At 68.8% G+C, this 16178-nt stretch carries 10 protein-coding genes; 6 read left to right on the forward strand and 4 right to left on the reverse strand.

Annotated elements, in window-relative coordinates; translation table 11 throughout:
• The first annotated feature begins 60 nt into the window (after positions 1–60).
• Positions 61–3387 carry a lectin gene (locus ACIBW9_RS28100; RefSeq protein ID WP_398959635.1) on the forward strand — a complete coding sequence of 1109 codons (3327 nt, stop codon included), beginning with the start codon at positions 61–63 and terminating at the stop codon, positions 3385–3387.
• A 67-nt stretch (positions 3388–3454) separates the two neighbouring features.
• Here ACIBW9_RS28100 and ACIBW9_RS28105 read toward each other — a convergent pair whose 3' ends face one another.
• Positions 3455–7525, reverse strand: coding sequence for a beta-galactosidase (locus ACIBW9_RS28105; protein ID WP_398959637.1), 4071 nt, complete (start codon positions 7523–7525; stop codon positions 3455–3457).
• Positions 7526–7977: 452 nt separating this feature from the next.
• Between ACIBW9_RS28105 and ACIBW9_RS28110 the strand changes: the two genes are divergently transcribed.
• Positions 7978–9036, forward strand: coding sequence for a VWA domain-containing protein (locus ACIBW9_RS28110; protein ID WP_398959639.1), 1059 nt, complete (start codon positions 7978–7980; stop codon positions 9034–9036).
• Between the two features lie 100 nt (positions 9037–9136).
• On the opposite strand, the gene ACIBW9_RS28115 is transcribed toward ACIBW9_RS28110, so the two are convergent.
• Together ACIBW9_RS28115 and ACIBW9_RS28120 are read right to left on the reverse strand one after the other, a co-directional pair.
• Complete coding sequence (locus ACIBW9_RS28115) at positions 9137–9889, reverse strand: class I SAM-dependent methyltransferase (RefSeq protein WP_398959641.1); 753 nt, start codon at positions 9887–9889, stop codon at positions 9137–9139.
• A gap of 252 nt (positions 9890–10141) precedes the next feature.
• On the reverse strand, positions 10142–11116 hold the full coding sequence (locus tag ACIBW9_RS28120) for an LLM class flavin-dependent oxidoreductase (protein ID WP_398959643.1): 975 nt from the start codon (positions 11114–11116) through the stop codon (positions 10142–10144).
• Between the two features lie 87 nt (positions 11117–11203).
• Between ACIBW9_RS28120 and ACIBW9_RS28125 the strand changes: the two genes are divergently transcribed.
• A complete protein-coding gene (locus ACIBW9_RS28125) occupies positions 11204–11959 on the forward strand; it encodes a helix-turn-helix domain-containing protein (protein WP_398959645.1) in 756 nt (251 codons plus the stop codon).
• A 117-nt stretch (positions 11960–12076) separates the two neighbouring features.
• The gene (locus tag ACIBW9_RS28130) at positions 12077–12400 is read left to right on the forward strand and encodes a hypothetical protein (RefSeq protein ID WP_398959647.1); all 324 of its coding nucleotides are present in this window, start codon (positions 12077–12079) and stop codon (positions 12398–12400) included.
• Positions 12401–12444: 44 nt separating this feature from the next.
• Here the strand turns inward: ACIBW9_RS28130 and ACIBW9_RS28135 are convergent, their stop codons facing one another.
• Complete coding sequence (locus tag ACIBW9_RS28135) at positions 12445–13350, reverse strand: LysR family transcriptional regulator (RefSeq protein ID WP_398959649.1); 906 nt, start codon at positions 13348–13350, stop codon at positions 12445–12447.
• A gap of 146 nt (positions 13351–13496) precedes the next feature.
• Between ACIBW9_RS28135 and ACIBW9_RS28140 the strand changes: the two genes are divergently transcribed.
• Together ACIBW9_RS28140 and dctA are read left to right on the forward strand one after the other, a co-directional pair.
• Positions 13497–14615, forward strand: a complete 1119-nt coding sequence (locus tag ACIBW9_RS28140; RefSeq protein ID WP_398959651.1) for a PrpF domain-containing protein — start codon at positions 13497–13499, stop codon at positions 14613–14615.
• A complete protein-coding gene (dctA, locus tag ACIBW9_RS28145; protein WP_398959653.1) occupies positions 14612–16009 on the forward strand; it encodes a C4-dicarboxylate transporter DctA in 1398 nt (465 codons plus the stop codon). Before ACIBW9_RS28140 ends, dctA begins: the two co-directional genes overlap by 4 nt.
• The last annotated feature ends 169 nt before the right edge of the window (positions 16010–16178 follow it).

Consider the following 16178-nt stretch of genomic DNA (forward strand, 5'->3'; position numbering starts at 1 on the left):
GCTGCGCCACGTGATCGAAAGAGACGCCGTCAGCGCCTGGCGGCAGTCTGTGTGCTGGGCATGGCCGCCCTGCCGCTCTCGGCAGTGGGCAGCGCCGATGCCGCGAGCACGGCGACGCCGCCCTTCGTGAAGGATCCCGCGTCCCTCGTCAACCCGCTCATCGGCACCTCCGGTGCCGTGGACACCTTCCCCGGTCCCGACATGCCGGCGGGCATGGTGCAGTGGGGCCCCGACACGACGCCCCACCGTCCCGACGGTGGCGGCTACGAGTACAACGACAACAGGATCTCAGGCTTCAGCCTCACCCACGTTTCGGGCCCCGGCTGCCCCGTAGCGGGCGACCTGCCCATCCTGCCGGTGACCGGCGCGCTGTCCGGCAGCCTCGGCGACACGTCCGTCGGCTTCAGCCACAGCGACGAGAAGGCGGCCATCGGCTCCTACAAGGTCACCGACGCGAACGGTGTCAAGACGGAGCTGACCGACACCACCCGTGCAGGCCTCGGCCGCTTCACCTTCCCGGCGGGTCGGCAGGCGAACCTGCTGTTCAAGCTCAGCGGCGGTGCCACACAGGTGGACGGCACCCGGGTCCAGGTGGTGAACGACCGCGAGATCAGCGGCGCGATCGACAGCGGCCACTTCTGCGGCGCGAAGAACAGGTACACGCTGCACTTCGACATCAAGTTCGACCGGTCCTTCACCGAGAGCGGCACCTGGGTCGGCACCACCATCAACCCCGACGCGAGGTCACTGAAGGCGGGCAAGGTCCGGCAGACCCCGCAGGCCTCCCCGTCGGCACCGCTGAAGGAGAAGCACTTCACCGTCCCGGCGAAGCCGGCCCCCACGATCCACGGGAGCAGCGCCAACGCCTCCGGCACTTCCTCCCCGGCACCGAGCGCCAGTACCGCGCCCCGGTCGTCGGCCACGACCCGCGCGGCCCAGCCCCCCACCACGGGCGCGAACGGCATGTACCTGACCTTCGACACCTCCGCCGACCCCACGGTGAGCGCGAAGGTCGGCATCTCGTACACGAACGACGCCAACGCGGCGGACAACCTCGCCACCGAGATCAACACATGGAACCTCGACGCCGTCGAACAGGCCAACCACCAGGCCTGGAACGCGGTGCTCAACAAGCTCCAGATCGGCGGCGGCACCTCCGACCAGCAGACGCAGTTCTACACCGCGCTCTACCATGCGCTGCTGCACCCGAACGTCTTCTCCGACGCCAACGGCCAGTACATGGGCATGGACAACCAGGTCCACAGACTGGCCAAGGGCCAGAGGGCCCAGTACGCCAACTACTCGGGCTGGGACACCTACCGCTCCCAGACCCAGCTGATGGCGATGGTGGAGCCCAAGGTCGCGAGTGATGTCGTCACCTCGATGCTCAACGGCTACGACCAGACCGGCCTGCTGCCCAAGTGGGCCTCGAACAACGGCGAGAGCTATGTGATGGTCGGCGACCCGGCCGCCGGCATCATCGCCGGCGCGTACGCCTTCGGCGCGACGAACTTCGACGCGGACAAGGCGCTGGCCGCTCTCCAGCACGAGGCCACCGTCCCCAACAACAACCGCCCGGGCGAGGCCGTACGGGACGCGAAGGGCTATCTCCCGCTGGACGAGAACGACTACGGTTGCTGCAACTTCTACGGCCCGGTCTCCACTCAACTGGAGTACGACTCGGCCGACTACGCGCTGGCCGCGTTCGCGAAGTCGTTGGGCAAGACGGACGTGTACGAGAAGTTCGCCACCCGGGCCCAGGACTGGATGAACGTCTTCAACCCGCAGACCGGCCATCTGCAGGCCAAGAACAAGGACGGCCAGTTCGCGGGCGGATTCACCCCCGGTACCTCCAACGGGTTCGTCGAGGGCACCTCCGCCCAGTACACCCCCATGGTCCCGTTCAACCTGCAGCAGCTGATCCAGGCTCGTGGTGGAGCCAAGGCGTACGCGTCCTTCCTGGACAGCCTCCTCGACAACATCACCAGCCCCGGCAACACCGACGCCGACCTGAGCAACGAGCCCAGCGTGGAGATCCCCTGGGAGTACGACTACACGGGCCAGCCGTGGAAGACCCAGGCGGCCGTCCGCGAAGCCCAGCAGAAGCTGTACTTCAACGCCCCGGTCGGCTCCTTCGGCAACGACGACCTCGGCGCGATGAGCTCCTGGTACGTCTGGTCCGAACTCGGCATGTACCCCGAGACTCCGGGTACGGACACCCTGGCGCTCGGCAGCCCCGCGTTCCAGGTGGCTCAGGCGACCCTGGCCGGCGGCAGGACGGTGCGGATCAACGCACCGCAGGCCGCGCCCGACGCGCCGTACGTGCAGTCCCTCAACGTCAAGGGCAAGGAGTGGAAGACCTCCTGGCTGACGTACGGGCAGTTCAAGGGCGCGGGCAGCATCGACTTCACGCTCGGCACCCAGCCCAACACCTCCTGGGCGTCCGACCCCTCGGCGGCACCGCCCTCGGACACCACGGGCGGCAACCGGGTGCTGGCCGCGACCGGCCCCTCCAGCGACGGCCTGGTGCTCCAGCCGGGCGCGTCCGGTGACGGCACCCTCGACCTGACCAACCTCGGCAGCAAGGCCGTCACGGTCGACTGGAAGGCCACGGCTCCCTCCGCCGTCACCTTGGACACCTCGTCCGGATCGCTGACCGTGCCGGCGTCGGGCAGCGCCGAGGCGAAGGTCCATGTGACGGCAGGCACGAGCGAGGGAACCTATCCGGTCACCTTTGCGCTGACCGACCACGGCTCCGGCGCGACGCTGAGCGGCGCAAGCCTGCGCGTGGCCGTGGCCAAGGCCGGCGCCCTGTGGCCGTACCACACCAATGAGGGCATCTATCCCGACGGCGCCACCTTCTCGGGCGGCTTCGACAACGACGGCTGGGCCTACTCGCAGAACGCGCTGTCAGCGGCGGGTGTCACGAGCGGCTCGACCCTCACCGTCGACGGCGTCTCCTACACCTGGCCGACCGTGACATCCGGTCAGCTGGACAACCTGGAGATGGCCGGCCAGACCATCCCCATGCCTGCCGGTACCTCGGGTGCGTCGCTGGGCCTGCTCGGCGCGGCGACCAACGCGCCGAGCGACGGCATCTCGGGCACGGTGACCGTCACCTACACCGACGGCACCACCTCGAAGGCGACGGTCGGCTTCTCGGACTGGACACTGAACGGCGGGGCCGGCAAGCCCATCGAGGGCGACACCACGGCCGTCACGACGTCGTACCGCAATACCGCGAGCGGAGGCCGGGACAGCGTGAAGACCTACGTCTTCGCCACGAAGGTCCCGCTGGACGCGTCCAAGCAGGTCGCGTCGATCACGCTGCCGGTGACGGGTTCGACGGGCACCGACCACCTGTTCGCCTACGGCTTCGGCCAGTAAAGGCTCTGGCGGCAGTGATGAATCAGGGGCCGCTTCCCGGGCGTCCGCCCGGGAAGCGGCCCCTGTGTCAACCGCACGTCAGTGTCGGCGTCGCCCAGTCGCCGTGGTCGTTGCCGTTTCCGTCACCGGCGTCGCCGACCTTGAGGTCGACCACCTGGGCGCCGCTGACGTCGACGTCGATCGGCACCGCGGCCTGTTTGCCGTGGATCGTCGGCGTGGTCACCAGGGTCTTGCCGTCGGCGATCACGGAGAACGTGACCGTTCCCGCACCTCCTGTCTCGTCGTCGACGCCGACGTCCGCCGTCAACCGGGAGCAGTTTCCGGCGAGATAGAGCTGGACGTCGCTGACGGAGTTGGTGCCCAGGCCCTTGCTGTAGCGGACCTGGTTGATGGTGATCGGACGGCCGTCCCCGGCCGCCTGTTCGCCGACGCTGCTGTCGCGCTCCACCGGGCCCCAGCCGTTGGTGGACGACAGGAACGGCAGGTCGCTGACCGCGCTCGTGCCGGCCGGCGGGGCGGGCGGGATTCCGCCGACGATGCGCTCGTCACCGCCCACGGCCTGCCGTCCGCTCTGCCGGTAGTGCACCGTCGCCGTGAGCGCCGAGGCGGACGGCAGTGTCCCGGTCGGCGGCTGGACCTTCCAGGTGAAGGTGGCCGATCCGCCGGGCTGTACGCGCTTGACCGAAGTGGGGCTCGGGGCGCCGACGCTCCAGCCGTCGGGGGCGGAGAGCGAGGCCGTCACCTGGGAGGCGGACGGCCGGTCCTCCGGCACCCGTACCGTGGCCTCGGCCGTGAAGGCCTGGCCCGGCTGAGCCGTGTCCGGTACGTCCAGGGCGACGTCAGCCCCCGGACGAGCGGGCATCGCGTACTTCTTGTGGTCGTAGCGGGGGCTGTCGTTCTGCGCCACACGCAGGGACGAGGCGTAGCTGCCGTAATCGGTGAGTGAGACCTTGCCCAGCCCGCCGGTGCTGCCGTCCAGGTTCCACACGGCGATCGCGATGCTGTTGCGGCCGTTCGGGTTGAGGATCCCGTTGGGGACCGGGAAGGTGTGCTGGGGGCCGAGGTAGTTGACGTAGTTGCCGACCTGCCAGCCGTTCACGAAGATCGTCGCGCGGTACTTGCGGGACGGGTCGTCGGTGAACGTCAGCCCGAGCGAGGTGTCCTGGCCGCGCGGCAGGTCCAGTGTCGCGTCGGTCCGGTACCAGGAGACTCCCGGACGGGTGTCGGTCGTCGGCAGGGACACCCGGTTCCACTTGTCGTCCGGGTAGCCGGGCAGGGACCAGCCGGCGCGTTCGCCGTACAGGCCGCCCGTCGACAGCGGGCCGCGCACGGTGTCCTGGAGGTCCTCGCCGCCGCGTACGCCCTGCAGCCTCCAGGTGACGGAGGTCAGCGGCGCCCCGACGAGGGAGGCGCTGGTCAGTCCGCGTGCGGTCTTGTTGCCGTTGGTCGAGTTGTAGTCCTCCTCGTGTCCCATGTTCACGGTGAGCACGGAGAGGACGTTGTCACCCTTCTCCTTGACCGAGCCGGCCGGGAAGGTGAAGTCGGCGCTGCCTGTGGTGGAGCTGCCCAGGAAGGTGCCGTTGAGCCAGGCGGAGAAGGCCTGTGCGTCTCCTCCGGAGTCCGAGACCAGGTGGATGCCGGTCTCCTTGCCGGTGGCGCGGAAGCGGCCGCGGTACCAGGTGTTTCCGGTGTGGAAGCCGTAGTCGTCGGCGTAGAGCACCGGCAGCGAGTTGACGCCGGAGACGCTGTTGGTGGTGGTCTTGTCGGCGACCTGCCAGCTGGTGTCGTCGAAGGCGGGGGCCGCTTCGGGGGACTCGTCGGCGTGCTTCCAGGTCGTTAGGGCCGGGAGGTGCACCGGGGCGGCCACGGGGATCGTCCCGGTGAGGCTGTCCGTGTCGGTGGCCCGGGTCTTCAGGGTCCTGCCGTTCCAGGTGACCTGGTCGGCGGAGGTGAACACCTCGATGTTCTTGTCGTCGGCGTTGTCGCCGGTCAGTGCAACGGTGCGGCCGCCGTCCAGGCTGGTCGCCGTGCGCAGCAGGTGGGTGCCGCGGACGAGCACCGGGCCGCTCGCCGTGTCCTGACGCCAGAAGGTGTTGGCGGTGGCCTTGTCGCCGACGAGCAGCAGGAGCGGGGGCTTTCCGCCGCCGCTGATGCTGATGCGGAGCAGACCCTTGTGCGTGTAGTTCAGCCGCAGGTCACCGGTGTCCTTGTCCCAGGTGGTGGTGACCGTGCCGCCGCTGGTGGTCACGGTGGGCTCGGAGGAGTAGCGCAGCACGGTCTCTCCGTCGCTGCCCGGGTCGCCGTAGAGCACGGCCACATCCCGGTTCCCGATGGCGGCGCTGGTCATGATCTCCGAGGTCGAGTACTGCAACTGCGCGTCGCCGAGGCGGTAGTTGGCGGTGATCACGTGGGAGTCGCGTCCGTCGAGGGTGATCGCGGTGCCCGGCTGCTGGGGCACGACCGGGTAGGTCGGCTCCTCGGCGGCGGCACCCGTCGGGACGTCGATGGCGTCGACGGCCACGTAGTTGTCCGTGGATCCCGAGCTGTGGGTCCCGGCGACGACGATCTTCAGCGTGTGCGACCCGGCCGTCAGACCGGTCTTCTGGAAGATGACCGCCTGGTTCTCGCCGCCGGAGTCGTCGACCGTGGCCACCTTGGTGCCGTCGAGGTAGACGTCGGCGTTGCCGTGGTTGTCGGTCTTCGAGCCGATCCAGCGGATCGCGGTGCCGTCGAAGGGGACGGTGAGCGAGTCACCGGCCTTGTTGGAGAACGACTCGGTGTGCTTGTAGTCGCCCCCGGTGTAGCTCGTGTCGGCCACGTGCGACCAGGAACCGCTGTACTGCAGCGCGGGGTCGGGGTCGTCCCAGGTGTAGGTGGTGTCCGCGGACGGCTGGGCGTTGAAGTCCAGCGAGATGTGGGTCTTGTCCACCGCCGTGGAGGTGGAGTTGCCGTGCCGCAGGACGTGGAACTGCGTCTTGGTGTCGGGGTTCATCCGGGCCGTGTCGACGACCGCGGAGTCGTCCGGTGGTGTGGTCCTGATCGCCTCGGTCTTGGTGAGCGGGGCGACCGACTGCGTGAAGTACCCGATGAGCTTGTCCTCGTAGTACTTCGGATCGAGCTGACGGTTCTCGCGGATCGCGGCGCCGTAGTCGTAGGACGTGTAGTTCTCCGGCATGCCCAGCCAGCCCCAGTTGGTGCCGCCGTAGGTCATGTAGAAGCTCTGGGCGGTCGCGCCGACGGCTATGTTCTGCTTGTAGAACACGTTGGCGAACTGGTCGTTGATCAGCTGGGCGCACTTGTCGTAGCCCGGCCCGCCCCAGGGGTCGAAGGCGCCGCCCTGGAACTCGGGCGAGTACAGCGGCTTGCCGTCCGGGTGGTCGTAACTGATGTCGGGGACGCCGTTCCACTTCGAGGGATTCGAGCAGTTGAATCCCTGCGGGTACGAGTCCGGGCCGTCGACGTCCAGGGCTCCCGCACCGGAGTTGAAGGTGCCGTTGTTGTTGCCGGTCAGCGGTACGGTGATGCCGTCGGCGCGGGCCTTGTCCTCCAGGTGCTGCATATAGGAGCGGCCGGCCGCCGAGCCGTTGTAGTACTCGTTCTCGACCTGGTAGGCGATCACCGACCCGGTGCCGTTGGTCAGCTGGTGCCGGGCGATGATCCGGTCGATCTGCGTCAGCCACTCGTCCGCGTACTTCAGGAACTGCGGGTCGTCACTGCGGTTGTGACCGGCCTTGGTGGTCATCCAGCCGGGCAGACCGCCGCTGTCGACCTCCGCGTTGATGTACGGCGCCGGGCGGGCGATGACATAGAGCCCGGCGTCCTGCGCCATGTCGAGCAGCTTGTCGACGTCACGTACCCCGCTGAAGTCGTACACACCCGGCTTCGGCGAGTGGTATCCCCAGTCGAAGTACAGCGAGGTGGAGTTGAAGCCGGCGGCCTTCATCTTCTGGAAGATGTCCCGCCACAGGTCAGGACTCGGGAGCCGGAAGTAGTGGAACTCGCCGGACCACAGATAGGTGCGCTTGCCGTCGACGAGGAAGGAATAGCCGTCGAGCTTCACCGTGTGCGTCGGTGGACTTGCGGCAGACGCGGCGGGGGCCTGACCGCCCCTGTCCTGCGCCGCCGCGGGTGCGGTCATGCCCGCCGCCAGGGCGATGGTCGCGGCTGTCGCAAGGACTGCCCTCCACCACCTGCCGCGACGGGGTCTCGCGGCCTCCGAACCGAACCGATCACTTCGCACTGCGGCCTCCATACCGCCTGAGCGATCAGCATCAAACAGACTCAGGCAAAGTCGAACAGTAGAGCCACGCAAGACGCAACACAATGGGGCGGGAGCACACGGTTGCGATGGCAGTGGTGCCATGAAATCCGTAGGCATGGCCGGAGTTGAGGACTGGTGAGGGAACGCGGCCACGGAACGGTCGGGACGGGGTCCCCAAGGCCGAGCTGATGCTCCATCAGTTCGGGTGGTCCACCAAGGCGTTGCGGTACGACAGGGCCGGGAGCCCCGGTCTGCGTGAAGGGCCGTTGTCAGTGCCTCCCCATAGAGTGAAAGCATCATTCGGGGCAGCTCGGAGGGGGAGCAGAAGCATGTCCGCAAACAAGATCCAGCACAAGGTGAACCATGTCGCGCTGGTGGTGGACTGTTCGGGTTCCATGCGTCCGCATGAAAGTCAACTCATCCGTGTCGTGGACGAGTTCGTGGCGGGACTGAAGGCCGAATCAGACAGCCTGGGCCATGAAACCAGGATCAGCCTCTACTCCTTCGACCACAAGGTGGAGAACCTGGTCTGGGACATGGACGTGAAGCATCTGCCGTCCATGCGGGGTCTGTACCGGGTCAACAATGGCGCGACGGCCCTCATTGAGGCTTCGCTCAAGTCCCTGGACGACCTAGGTCATATCTGGGAGGAATACGGCGAACACAGCTTCCTCCAGATCGTGGTGACGGACGGCGAGGAGAACGCATCGGGGGGCGACAGGCGGCACGACGGCGACATGACCATCCTCGGCCCCTGGCTCGACAAAATCACGGCGAAGATGGGCGGGCTCCCGGGTCACTGGACGTCGGCGATCCTCGTTCCGAACTCCCTGGCCAAGCGGACCGCCCAGAACTACGGTTTTCCGGCCGGGAACATCGCCATCTGGGATGCGGATTCCCAGAAGGGCGTCGAGGAGGCGATCGGCACCGTGCGCGCTGCCGCGACCAGCTTCCTGCGGGGGCGAGAGCAAGGCGTGCGCGGCACCAAGAACCTGTTCGCCGTGGGGCAGGACATATCACTGGACGAGGTCCGGGCGAACCTCGAACCGATTCCGGCGAACAAATACCGGCTGCTGAAGGTGGACCAGGAGGTCGAGATCCGTCCCTTCGTCAACTCCCACCCAGGCGTGACGTACGAACGGGGTTCGTGTTACTACCAGTTGGGCGCCCGCGCACAAGTTCAGCTGAACAAAGAAGTCATCGTGGTCGACAAGGACACCGACCGTGCCTACACGGGCGACGCGGCGCGCACCCTGCTGTTCGGCACGGGTATCCAGGGGACCGTCTCCGTGAAGGCGGGGAACAACCCCAAGCTGGAGGTATACGTGCAGAGCCGTTCGGTGAACCGGAAACTCAAGCCGAAGACACGTCTGCTCATCATGCTCTGAAACCACACGGGTAAGAACCCGGGGTCCGAGGACGAGTTCGCCTTCGGACCCCGGCGTGGACGCGTGTCTACTCGCGGTCGTCAACAGTGCAAACGTCGCCTCAGGCAGCCGTACCCCGACGGAACAACGCGGTCCACAGGAATGTGACGCCGAACAGTGCGGACTCGGGCGGTTGCTCCCGCATGCGGCGCAGTTCCACCTCCACCAGGTCAGAAAAGATCCAGCGCAGCGACTCGGGCGTGTAGGCGAGGCCGCCCTGCAACTGGCGTTCACGGTAGAGGTCCGCGTCGGTGAGTTCCGAGCCCATGCCCGCCTCGCCGGCGGCGAAGCTGGTGAGTGCGAGGTGGCCGCCCGGTGCGAGGACGCGGTCGAGGAGGGCCAGGTAGCTGACGCGGCGGTGCGGCGGTAGGTGGTGGAAGCACCCCGAGTCGACGACCAGGTCGTATGGGCCACTCAACTCGGCGGTGGGGAGCGCGAAGGCGTCGCCGCACAGGAAGCGGACGTCGACTCCCGCCCTGTGAGCCCGGTCCTCACCCCAGGCGACGGCCACAGGGGAGAGGTCGACGGCGTCCACCACGAAGCCGCGCGAGGCGAGGTACAGGGCATTGCGGCCCGGCCCGCATCCCAGGTCCAGGGCCCGGCCGGGAGTGATCAGGCCCTGGTCGAGGTGGGTGGCCAGGTTCTCGTCCGGTTTGGACACGAAGAACGGGACCGGCCTTGAGCGGTCGGCATAGAAGCGGTCCCAGAAGCCCTTGCCGTCGCCCGTCGTCAGGCGGTCGGCCTCGGAATCAGATGCGAAGAACCCGTCCAGGAGCGCGAGAACGTCCTCGACGGTGCGTACGGTCCGGTCCATCCGGCCCCCTTTCGACCGACGTCGATCGTAGGAGCGAGGATCAGAAGAGACCAGGTCAGGCGATTTGTGTCGACGACGGGAACGGGTTGCTGGCCGCCCCGGGGGACACCATCAACCACCCCACCCCAGGCCTCGACTCTGCGTCCGCTCAACCCCCCGTCAAGGGCCGGAAAGGGGCCATCCCGGGCTGCGGCGGGGAGACCTTTTCGACGAGTTTTCCAGCGGTGAAGGGCGTCGTAGGTCCGGCCAGGCTCAGGAGGCCTCCGGGGCAGTGGCGTGGTCCGCTGTCTTCTGGACGGCGGGGATCAGGTCTGCGAGCCGTTCGAGTTGGTCGCGCTGGGAGTGCAGGTCCAGGGCGCCGAGTCGTACGACGATGTGCCGGGCACCGGCGGCGGCGTACAGCCCCAGGCTCTCGACCACGTGGTGGGCGGAGCCGGCCACGACGGTCTGGATCCTCTCCAGCTCAGTCAGCGGCATGCCGTAGGTGGCTCGTGCGTAGGCGTCCAGTGCTCGACGGCCCCGCTCGGTGTCGTCGTCCAACCGTACGGAGACGAACAGTGCGGGGGTGATGTCCTCGGCGGCGCGCCCGGCGTCGGCTGCCGCCTGGTGGACATGGCGAAGACCGGAGGCGTAGTCGGCGGGATCGGGCGGGTAGGGCAGCCAGCCGTCGTACATCCGTCCGGTGCGGGACAGTGCTGCGGGTGCTGCGCCGCCGAGCCAGATCGGCGGGCCACCGGCCTGGGACGGCCTGGTCGTCGGCGGGATGTCGTCGAACCGGAGGATCTCGCCATGGAAGGAGTCTGCGCCGTCCCACAGGGCCCGCCACAGCGCGACGGTCTCGTCCAGGCGGGCGAAGCGCCTTTCCCATGGCAGCTCGGACAGCGTGTAGAGGGGCTGTCCGAAGCGGCCGGGGAAGCCGGCACCGACGGTCACGGTGAGCCGGCCACCGGACAACACGTCGATCGAGCCGAGCGACTGCGCGGCCTGGATCGGCCGCCGCAGGAACGGCAACAGTGCAGCCGTACCCAGCGTCACGGTGTCGGTCGTCGGGGCGAGCGCGGCCAGCATCGTGAGCGCCTCGATGCGCGGGCTGATCAAGGAGTCGTTGACGAAGAGCGAGGAGAATCCCAGGCGTTCGGCCTGGCGGCCGAAGGCGACGAGCTCGCGGGGGTCGTCGGCCGGGCCCCACTGGGCGGTTCCGGTCGGAAGCAGTACGCCGATGTCCATGCCGGCGATCGTCGGCGACCGGTGCGAGAGGCCACAATTCCCTGCGGGGAATGGCCAGGGAACCGGCGCCACCGTTAGAACAGGCCCGTGGACTTCCCCCGTGCGCTTCGCGAACGTCGTACCGGCCGGCATCTCAGCCAACTCGAGCTGGCGCTCCGGGCGGGCACCACGCAGCGCCATCTCAGCTTCATCGAATCCGGCAGGTCCGTCCCCGGCCGGAAAATGGTCGTACGTCTGGCGGAGTCGCTGGAACTGCCCCTGCGGGAGCGCAACGAGCTGTTGCTTGCCGCCGGGTATGCGCCCGCCTACCCCGAGAGCACGCTCGACGACCCGGCGCTGGCTCCCGTGCGCACGGCGATCGATCACATCCTGCGCGGGCATCTGCCGTATCCGGCGCTGGTGGTGGACCGCAGCGGTGACCTGATCGCCGCGAATTCCGCATTCGACCGGATCACCGAGGGGGCGAGCCCCGAGCTGGTCGGCCCGGGCACGAACATTTACCGCCTCGCGCTGCATCCCGACGGCCTCGCTCCCCGCATCCGTAATCTAGCCGAATGGGCACGCCACATCCTGGCGCGCCTCGGCCACCTGGAGGAGTTGCGTGCCGAACTCGCCGAATATGTTCCTCAACTCGATCCGTCCGCCGGGCTCCTCGGTTTCGCAGTCCCGCTCCATCTGCAGTCTTCGTACGGTGAGCTGCACCTGATCACGACCGTGACCACCTTTGCCACAGCCGTCGACGTAACCCTTGCCGAGCTGAAGCTCGAGGCGTTCCTGCCCGCCGACGCGGCGACAGCCGAGGCGCTCTCGGTGGCCGCCGCGGGCGCCGCTGCTGCGGATTAGGCCCCCCGGGTCGTGGCGCGTGGTCTGTTCGGAGTGTCCGGTGTGTTTGACGGAATTGGCGATTATTTGCTGTAAAAATCCCGGTGCCGAGTGTGCGAGTGAAGAGTAGGAGAAGTCATGTCTGTGATCCTGACTTTGGTGGTCGCCGGTGATCCGAAGGGGATGGAGCAGTACGCCTCAGCCAACACGGAGAAGATGGAGGCCGTCCTCGAAGCCGCGAAGCGGCATGGCCTCATTGCGCACCGCTTCTACGGTTCCGAGGACGGCGGCAGCTTGATGGTGCTCGACGAGTGGCCCGACCGGCAGAGCTTCGAGTCGTTTTTCCAGGAGCAGGGACCCGAGATCAGGCCGATGTTCGAAGCCGCAGGGGTGTCAGCGCAGATCGAGCCGACGTTCTGGCGGGAGCTCTCGACAAACGACGCCTATGGTTGGGGCGTCTGAGAGGAATTCTCGGCGTCGTTGAATTTGGCGGGCGCTGTTCGGTGTCACAGGGTCCGGGCCGCGGCGGCGTCGCGGAGGAGTGCGGTGAAGGTCAGGGCGGCGGGGGTGGGGGAGTGGTCGGCCATGCGGACCAGGAGGATGCGGCGGATGGGGGCCGGTGGCTGGAGGGGCAGGACGGTGACGCCGGGGCGGGTGCCCTCCAGGGCCAGGGTGGGGGCGAGGGCGACGCCGATGCCGGCGGCGACCATGGCCTGGGCTTCCTGGTAGTCGTGGGCCTCGTAGGCGATGTGGGGCTCGAAGCCGACGGCGCGGCAGCCGCGGACGAGGGCCTCGGCCACCGGGTGATGCTCGGCGCGGGTGATCCAGGGGTCGTCCGCGAAGTCGGCCAGTGAGGCGGCGGCACGGCCGGCGAGCGGATGGTGGTCGCTGACGAGAAGGGCCGGCGGGTCGTCGAGGAGTGGGGTGACGACGATGTCCTCCCGGTCGATTCGGCTCCAGTCGTAGTCCCACATCAGCGACATTTCGATCTCCCGGTTCTCCAGCATGGTCCGGAGTCCGGCGATACGGGCGCTGCGGACGGTCAGCCGTACGTCGGGGTGGGCGTCCCGGAAGGCGATCACGGCCTGCGGGAGGAGCGACGCGCCGACGGTGGGGAAGGTGCCGATGCGCAGCGTGCCCGCGCGCAGTCCTGCGTAGTCGGCGAGTTCGTTCTCCGCGGCCCGCAGCTCGCGTTCGATCCGGTGGCCCCGTTCGGCCAGCGCCCGTCCGGCGTCTGTGAGGGTGACGCCGCGGGCGTGCCGTTCAAGCAGCGGCTGGCCCGCCTCCGTCTCCAGGCGGCTGATCTGCTGCGACACCGCTGACGGGGTGTAGTTGAGGGCGCGGGCCGTCGCGGTCACCGAGCCGCGCCGGGCGACCTCCGTGAACAGCAGGATGCGCCGGACGTCGAGCACGTCGCCACCTCCAGCGTTTACTTCAGCTTAATAGCCATGCAGATTTCCGAGATTGTACTTCACGCTGACGTAACCCACCGTGGAGGACACCACGCACGGCGAGGCCGTCGGTGGACTTCCCTTTCCACGTCTGTGAGGAGTCGGTTGTGCTGCGTCTGCAGGGCGAGATGATCCGCGGAGGAACCAGCAAGTGCTGGATCTTCGACCACCGCGACGTGGTCGCCACGGGTGTGGACGTCGACGCCGTGCTGCTCGCCGCCTTCAACGCGGCGGACCCCCGTCAGATCGACGGCGTGGGCGGCGCCTCCTCCACCACCTCGAAGGCCGCGGTCGTACAGCCGTCGAGCCTGCCCGGCGTGGACATCGAGTACGCCTTCGCACAGGTCGGGATCGGCGACGAGCGCGTGGAGTGGGCCAGCAACTGCGGCAACTGCGCCACCGCAGTGGCCCTGTACGCCGTCCACCACGATCTCGTGCCGATCGCGTCGGACACCACCACCGTCCGCATGCTCAACGTCAACACCGGGGCCCGCCTCACCGGCACCATCCCCACCCCGGCGGGCGTGGCCCCGGAGCAGGGGGCGGCCGTGGTGCCGGGGACCTCGGCGCGCGGTGTACCGGTCCTGCTCGGGTTCGAGGACCCGGCGGGCTCGACGACCGGACGCGCTCTGCCGACCGGCCGGGCACTGGACGAACTGACCGGCCCGGACGGCCCCGTCGAGGCATCCCTGGTGGACGCCGGCGCTCCGGCCGCGCTGTTCGAGGCCAAGGCGTTCGGCCTCGACGGCACGGAACCCCTCACCGAGTTCGCCACCGCAGTGCCCGCACTGACCCTGCTGCGCCGCCAGGCAGCGCTGGCCATGGGCCTGGCCCAAGAGGGCGATCCCATCAGCCACGCGGTGCCGAAGGTGGGCATCGTCGCCCGACCCGCCCCCTACCGCACCACCCAGGGCACACTCGTCAACCAGGACGAGTACGACCTGGCCGTACGCATGGTGTCCATGCACGCGCCGCACCCGGCGATCGGCCTGACCTCCGCCGTGGCCCTGGCCACGGCCGCCGCCACCCCCGGCACCCTCGCCCACCGCGTCGCCCGGCAGACCGCCGACGGCACGCTGCGCCTGGGCACCCCCGCCGGCGTGGTCACCACCCGAGCCGTCCCCGCACCGGACGGCGCGTCCCCCACGGTGCTGCTGCACCGCGCCGCCCGGCGTATCGCCCGAGCCGAACTCCTCGTTCCCGTCCTGGAAGGACGCCCCGCATGAGCCGCAACGACGCCGCCCCGGGTACCGTCACCGCACCACCTGGCCGCGCCCGCCGCACGTTGTCCCACCTCTACGTCCAGTGCCTGATCGGCGTTCTCCTCGGCGCCGCCGTGGGCGGGCTGTGGCCCTCCTTCGGCGCCGACCTCAAGCCGCTCGGGGACGGCTTCATCGCGCTGGTGAAGATGCTCATCGCGCCGATCATCTTCTGCACGGTCGTCCACGGCATCGCCTCCATGGGCAACGCCCGCGCCGTCGGCCGCGTGAGCCTGAAGGCCCTGGTCTACTTCGAGGTGCTGACCACCGTCGCCATGGTGATCGGCCTGGTCGTCGTCAACGTCGTCAAGCCGGGCAGCGGTCTGCACATCGATGTCTCGACCCTGTCCACCAAGGGACTGCCGCCGGAGGCGACCACGGCCCACGAGGGCTTCGCCGAGTTCGTCCTCGCCATCATCCCGGCCACCCTGGTCGGCGCCCTGACCGGCAACGAAATCCTGCCGGTACTGCTGGTGTCGGTGCTCTTCGGCTTCGGTCTGCACGCCAGCGGGGAGGCCGGCCTGGGCATCGCCCGGGGCATCGAGAAGTTCTCCACGGTCCTGTTCACGCTCATCCGCTGGATCATGCGGCTCGCCCCCATCGGCGCTTTCGGCTCCATGGCCTTCACCATCGGCAACTACGGGCTGGGCACCCTGCGCCATCTCGCCCTGCTGGTCGGCTCGTTCTGGCTGACCGCGCTGTTCTTCGTCCTGGTGGTCCTCGGGACCGTGATGCGCCTGAACGGACTGCGGCTGCTGCCCTTCCTGCGCTACATCAAGGAGGAGCTGCTGATCGTCCTGGGCACCTCCTCCACCGAGCCCGTCCTGCCGCGCATGATGGCCAAGCTCCAGCACGCGGGCGCCTCGAAACCGGTCGTCGGCATCACGCTGCCCGCCGGGTACTCCTTCAACCTCGACGGCACCGCCATCTACCTGACCATGGGCTCGGTCTTCCTCGCCCAGGCCCTCGGCATCGACCTCAGCCTCACCCAGCAGCTGACCATGCTCGCCGTCATGCTGCTCACCTCCAAGGGCGCCGCAGGCGTCACCGGCTCCGGCTTCATCGCCCTGGCCGCCACTCTCAGCGCCGTCCCGCACGTGCCGGTCGCCGCCCTGGCGCTGATCTTCGGCATCGACCGGTTCATGTCCGAAGCCCGCGCCCTGACCAGCCTGGTCGGCAACGGCGTCGCCACCCTGGCCGTCGCCCACTGGGAGGGCGAGCTCGACGAGGCCCGGGCCAAGGCCGTCCTGCGCGGCGAAATCCCGTACGCCCCCGCCCCCGCTCCTGCTGCGGCGACCGCCGAGCCCGGCACGAAGGAGACGCCCGCACCCACCCGCGATCCGGTCCCCGCCGCAAGCTGACGCCGCGGGGGGGGGGGGGGGGGGGGGGGGGGGGGGGGGCGGGCGGCGCCCCCCCCCCCCCCCCCCCCCCCCCCCCCCGGCTCCGCGGCATGCGCGTCGTTGATCTGCTTCACGTCTGGTAGGACGTGCCGGGGTCCGCAGAAGTCCTCGTGCCTGAGGGGCTTCACCC

The organism is Streptomyces sp. NPDC049541 (assembly GCF_044465725.1).
Lineage (GTDB): Bacteria > Actinomycetota > Actinomycetes > Streptomycetales > Streptomycetaceae > Streptomyces.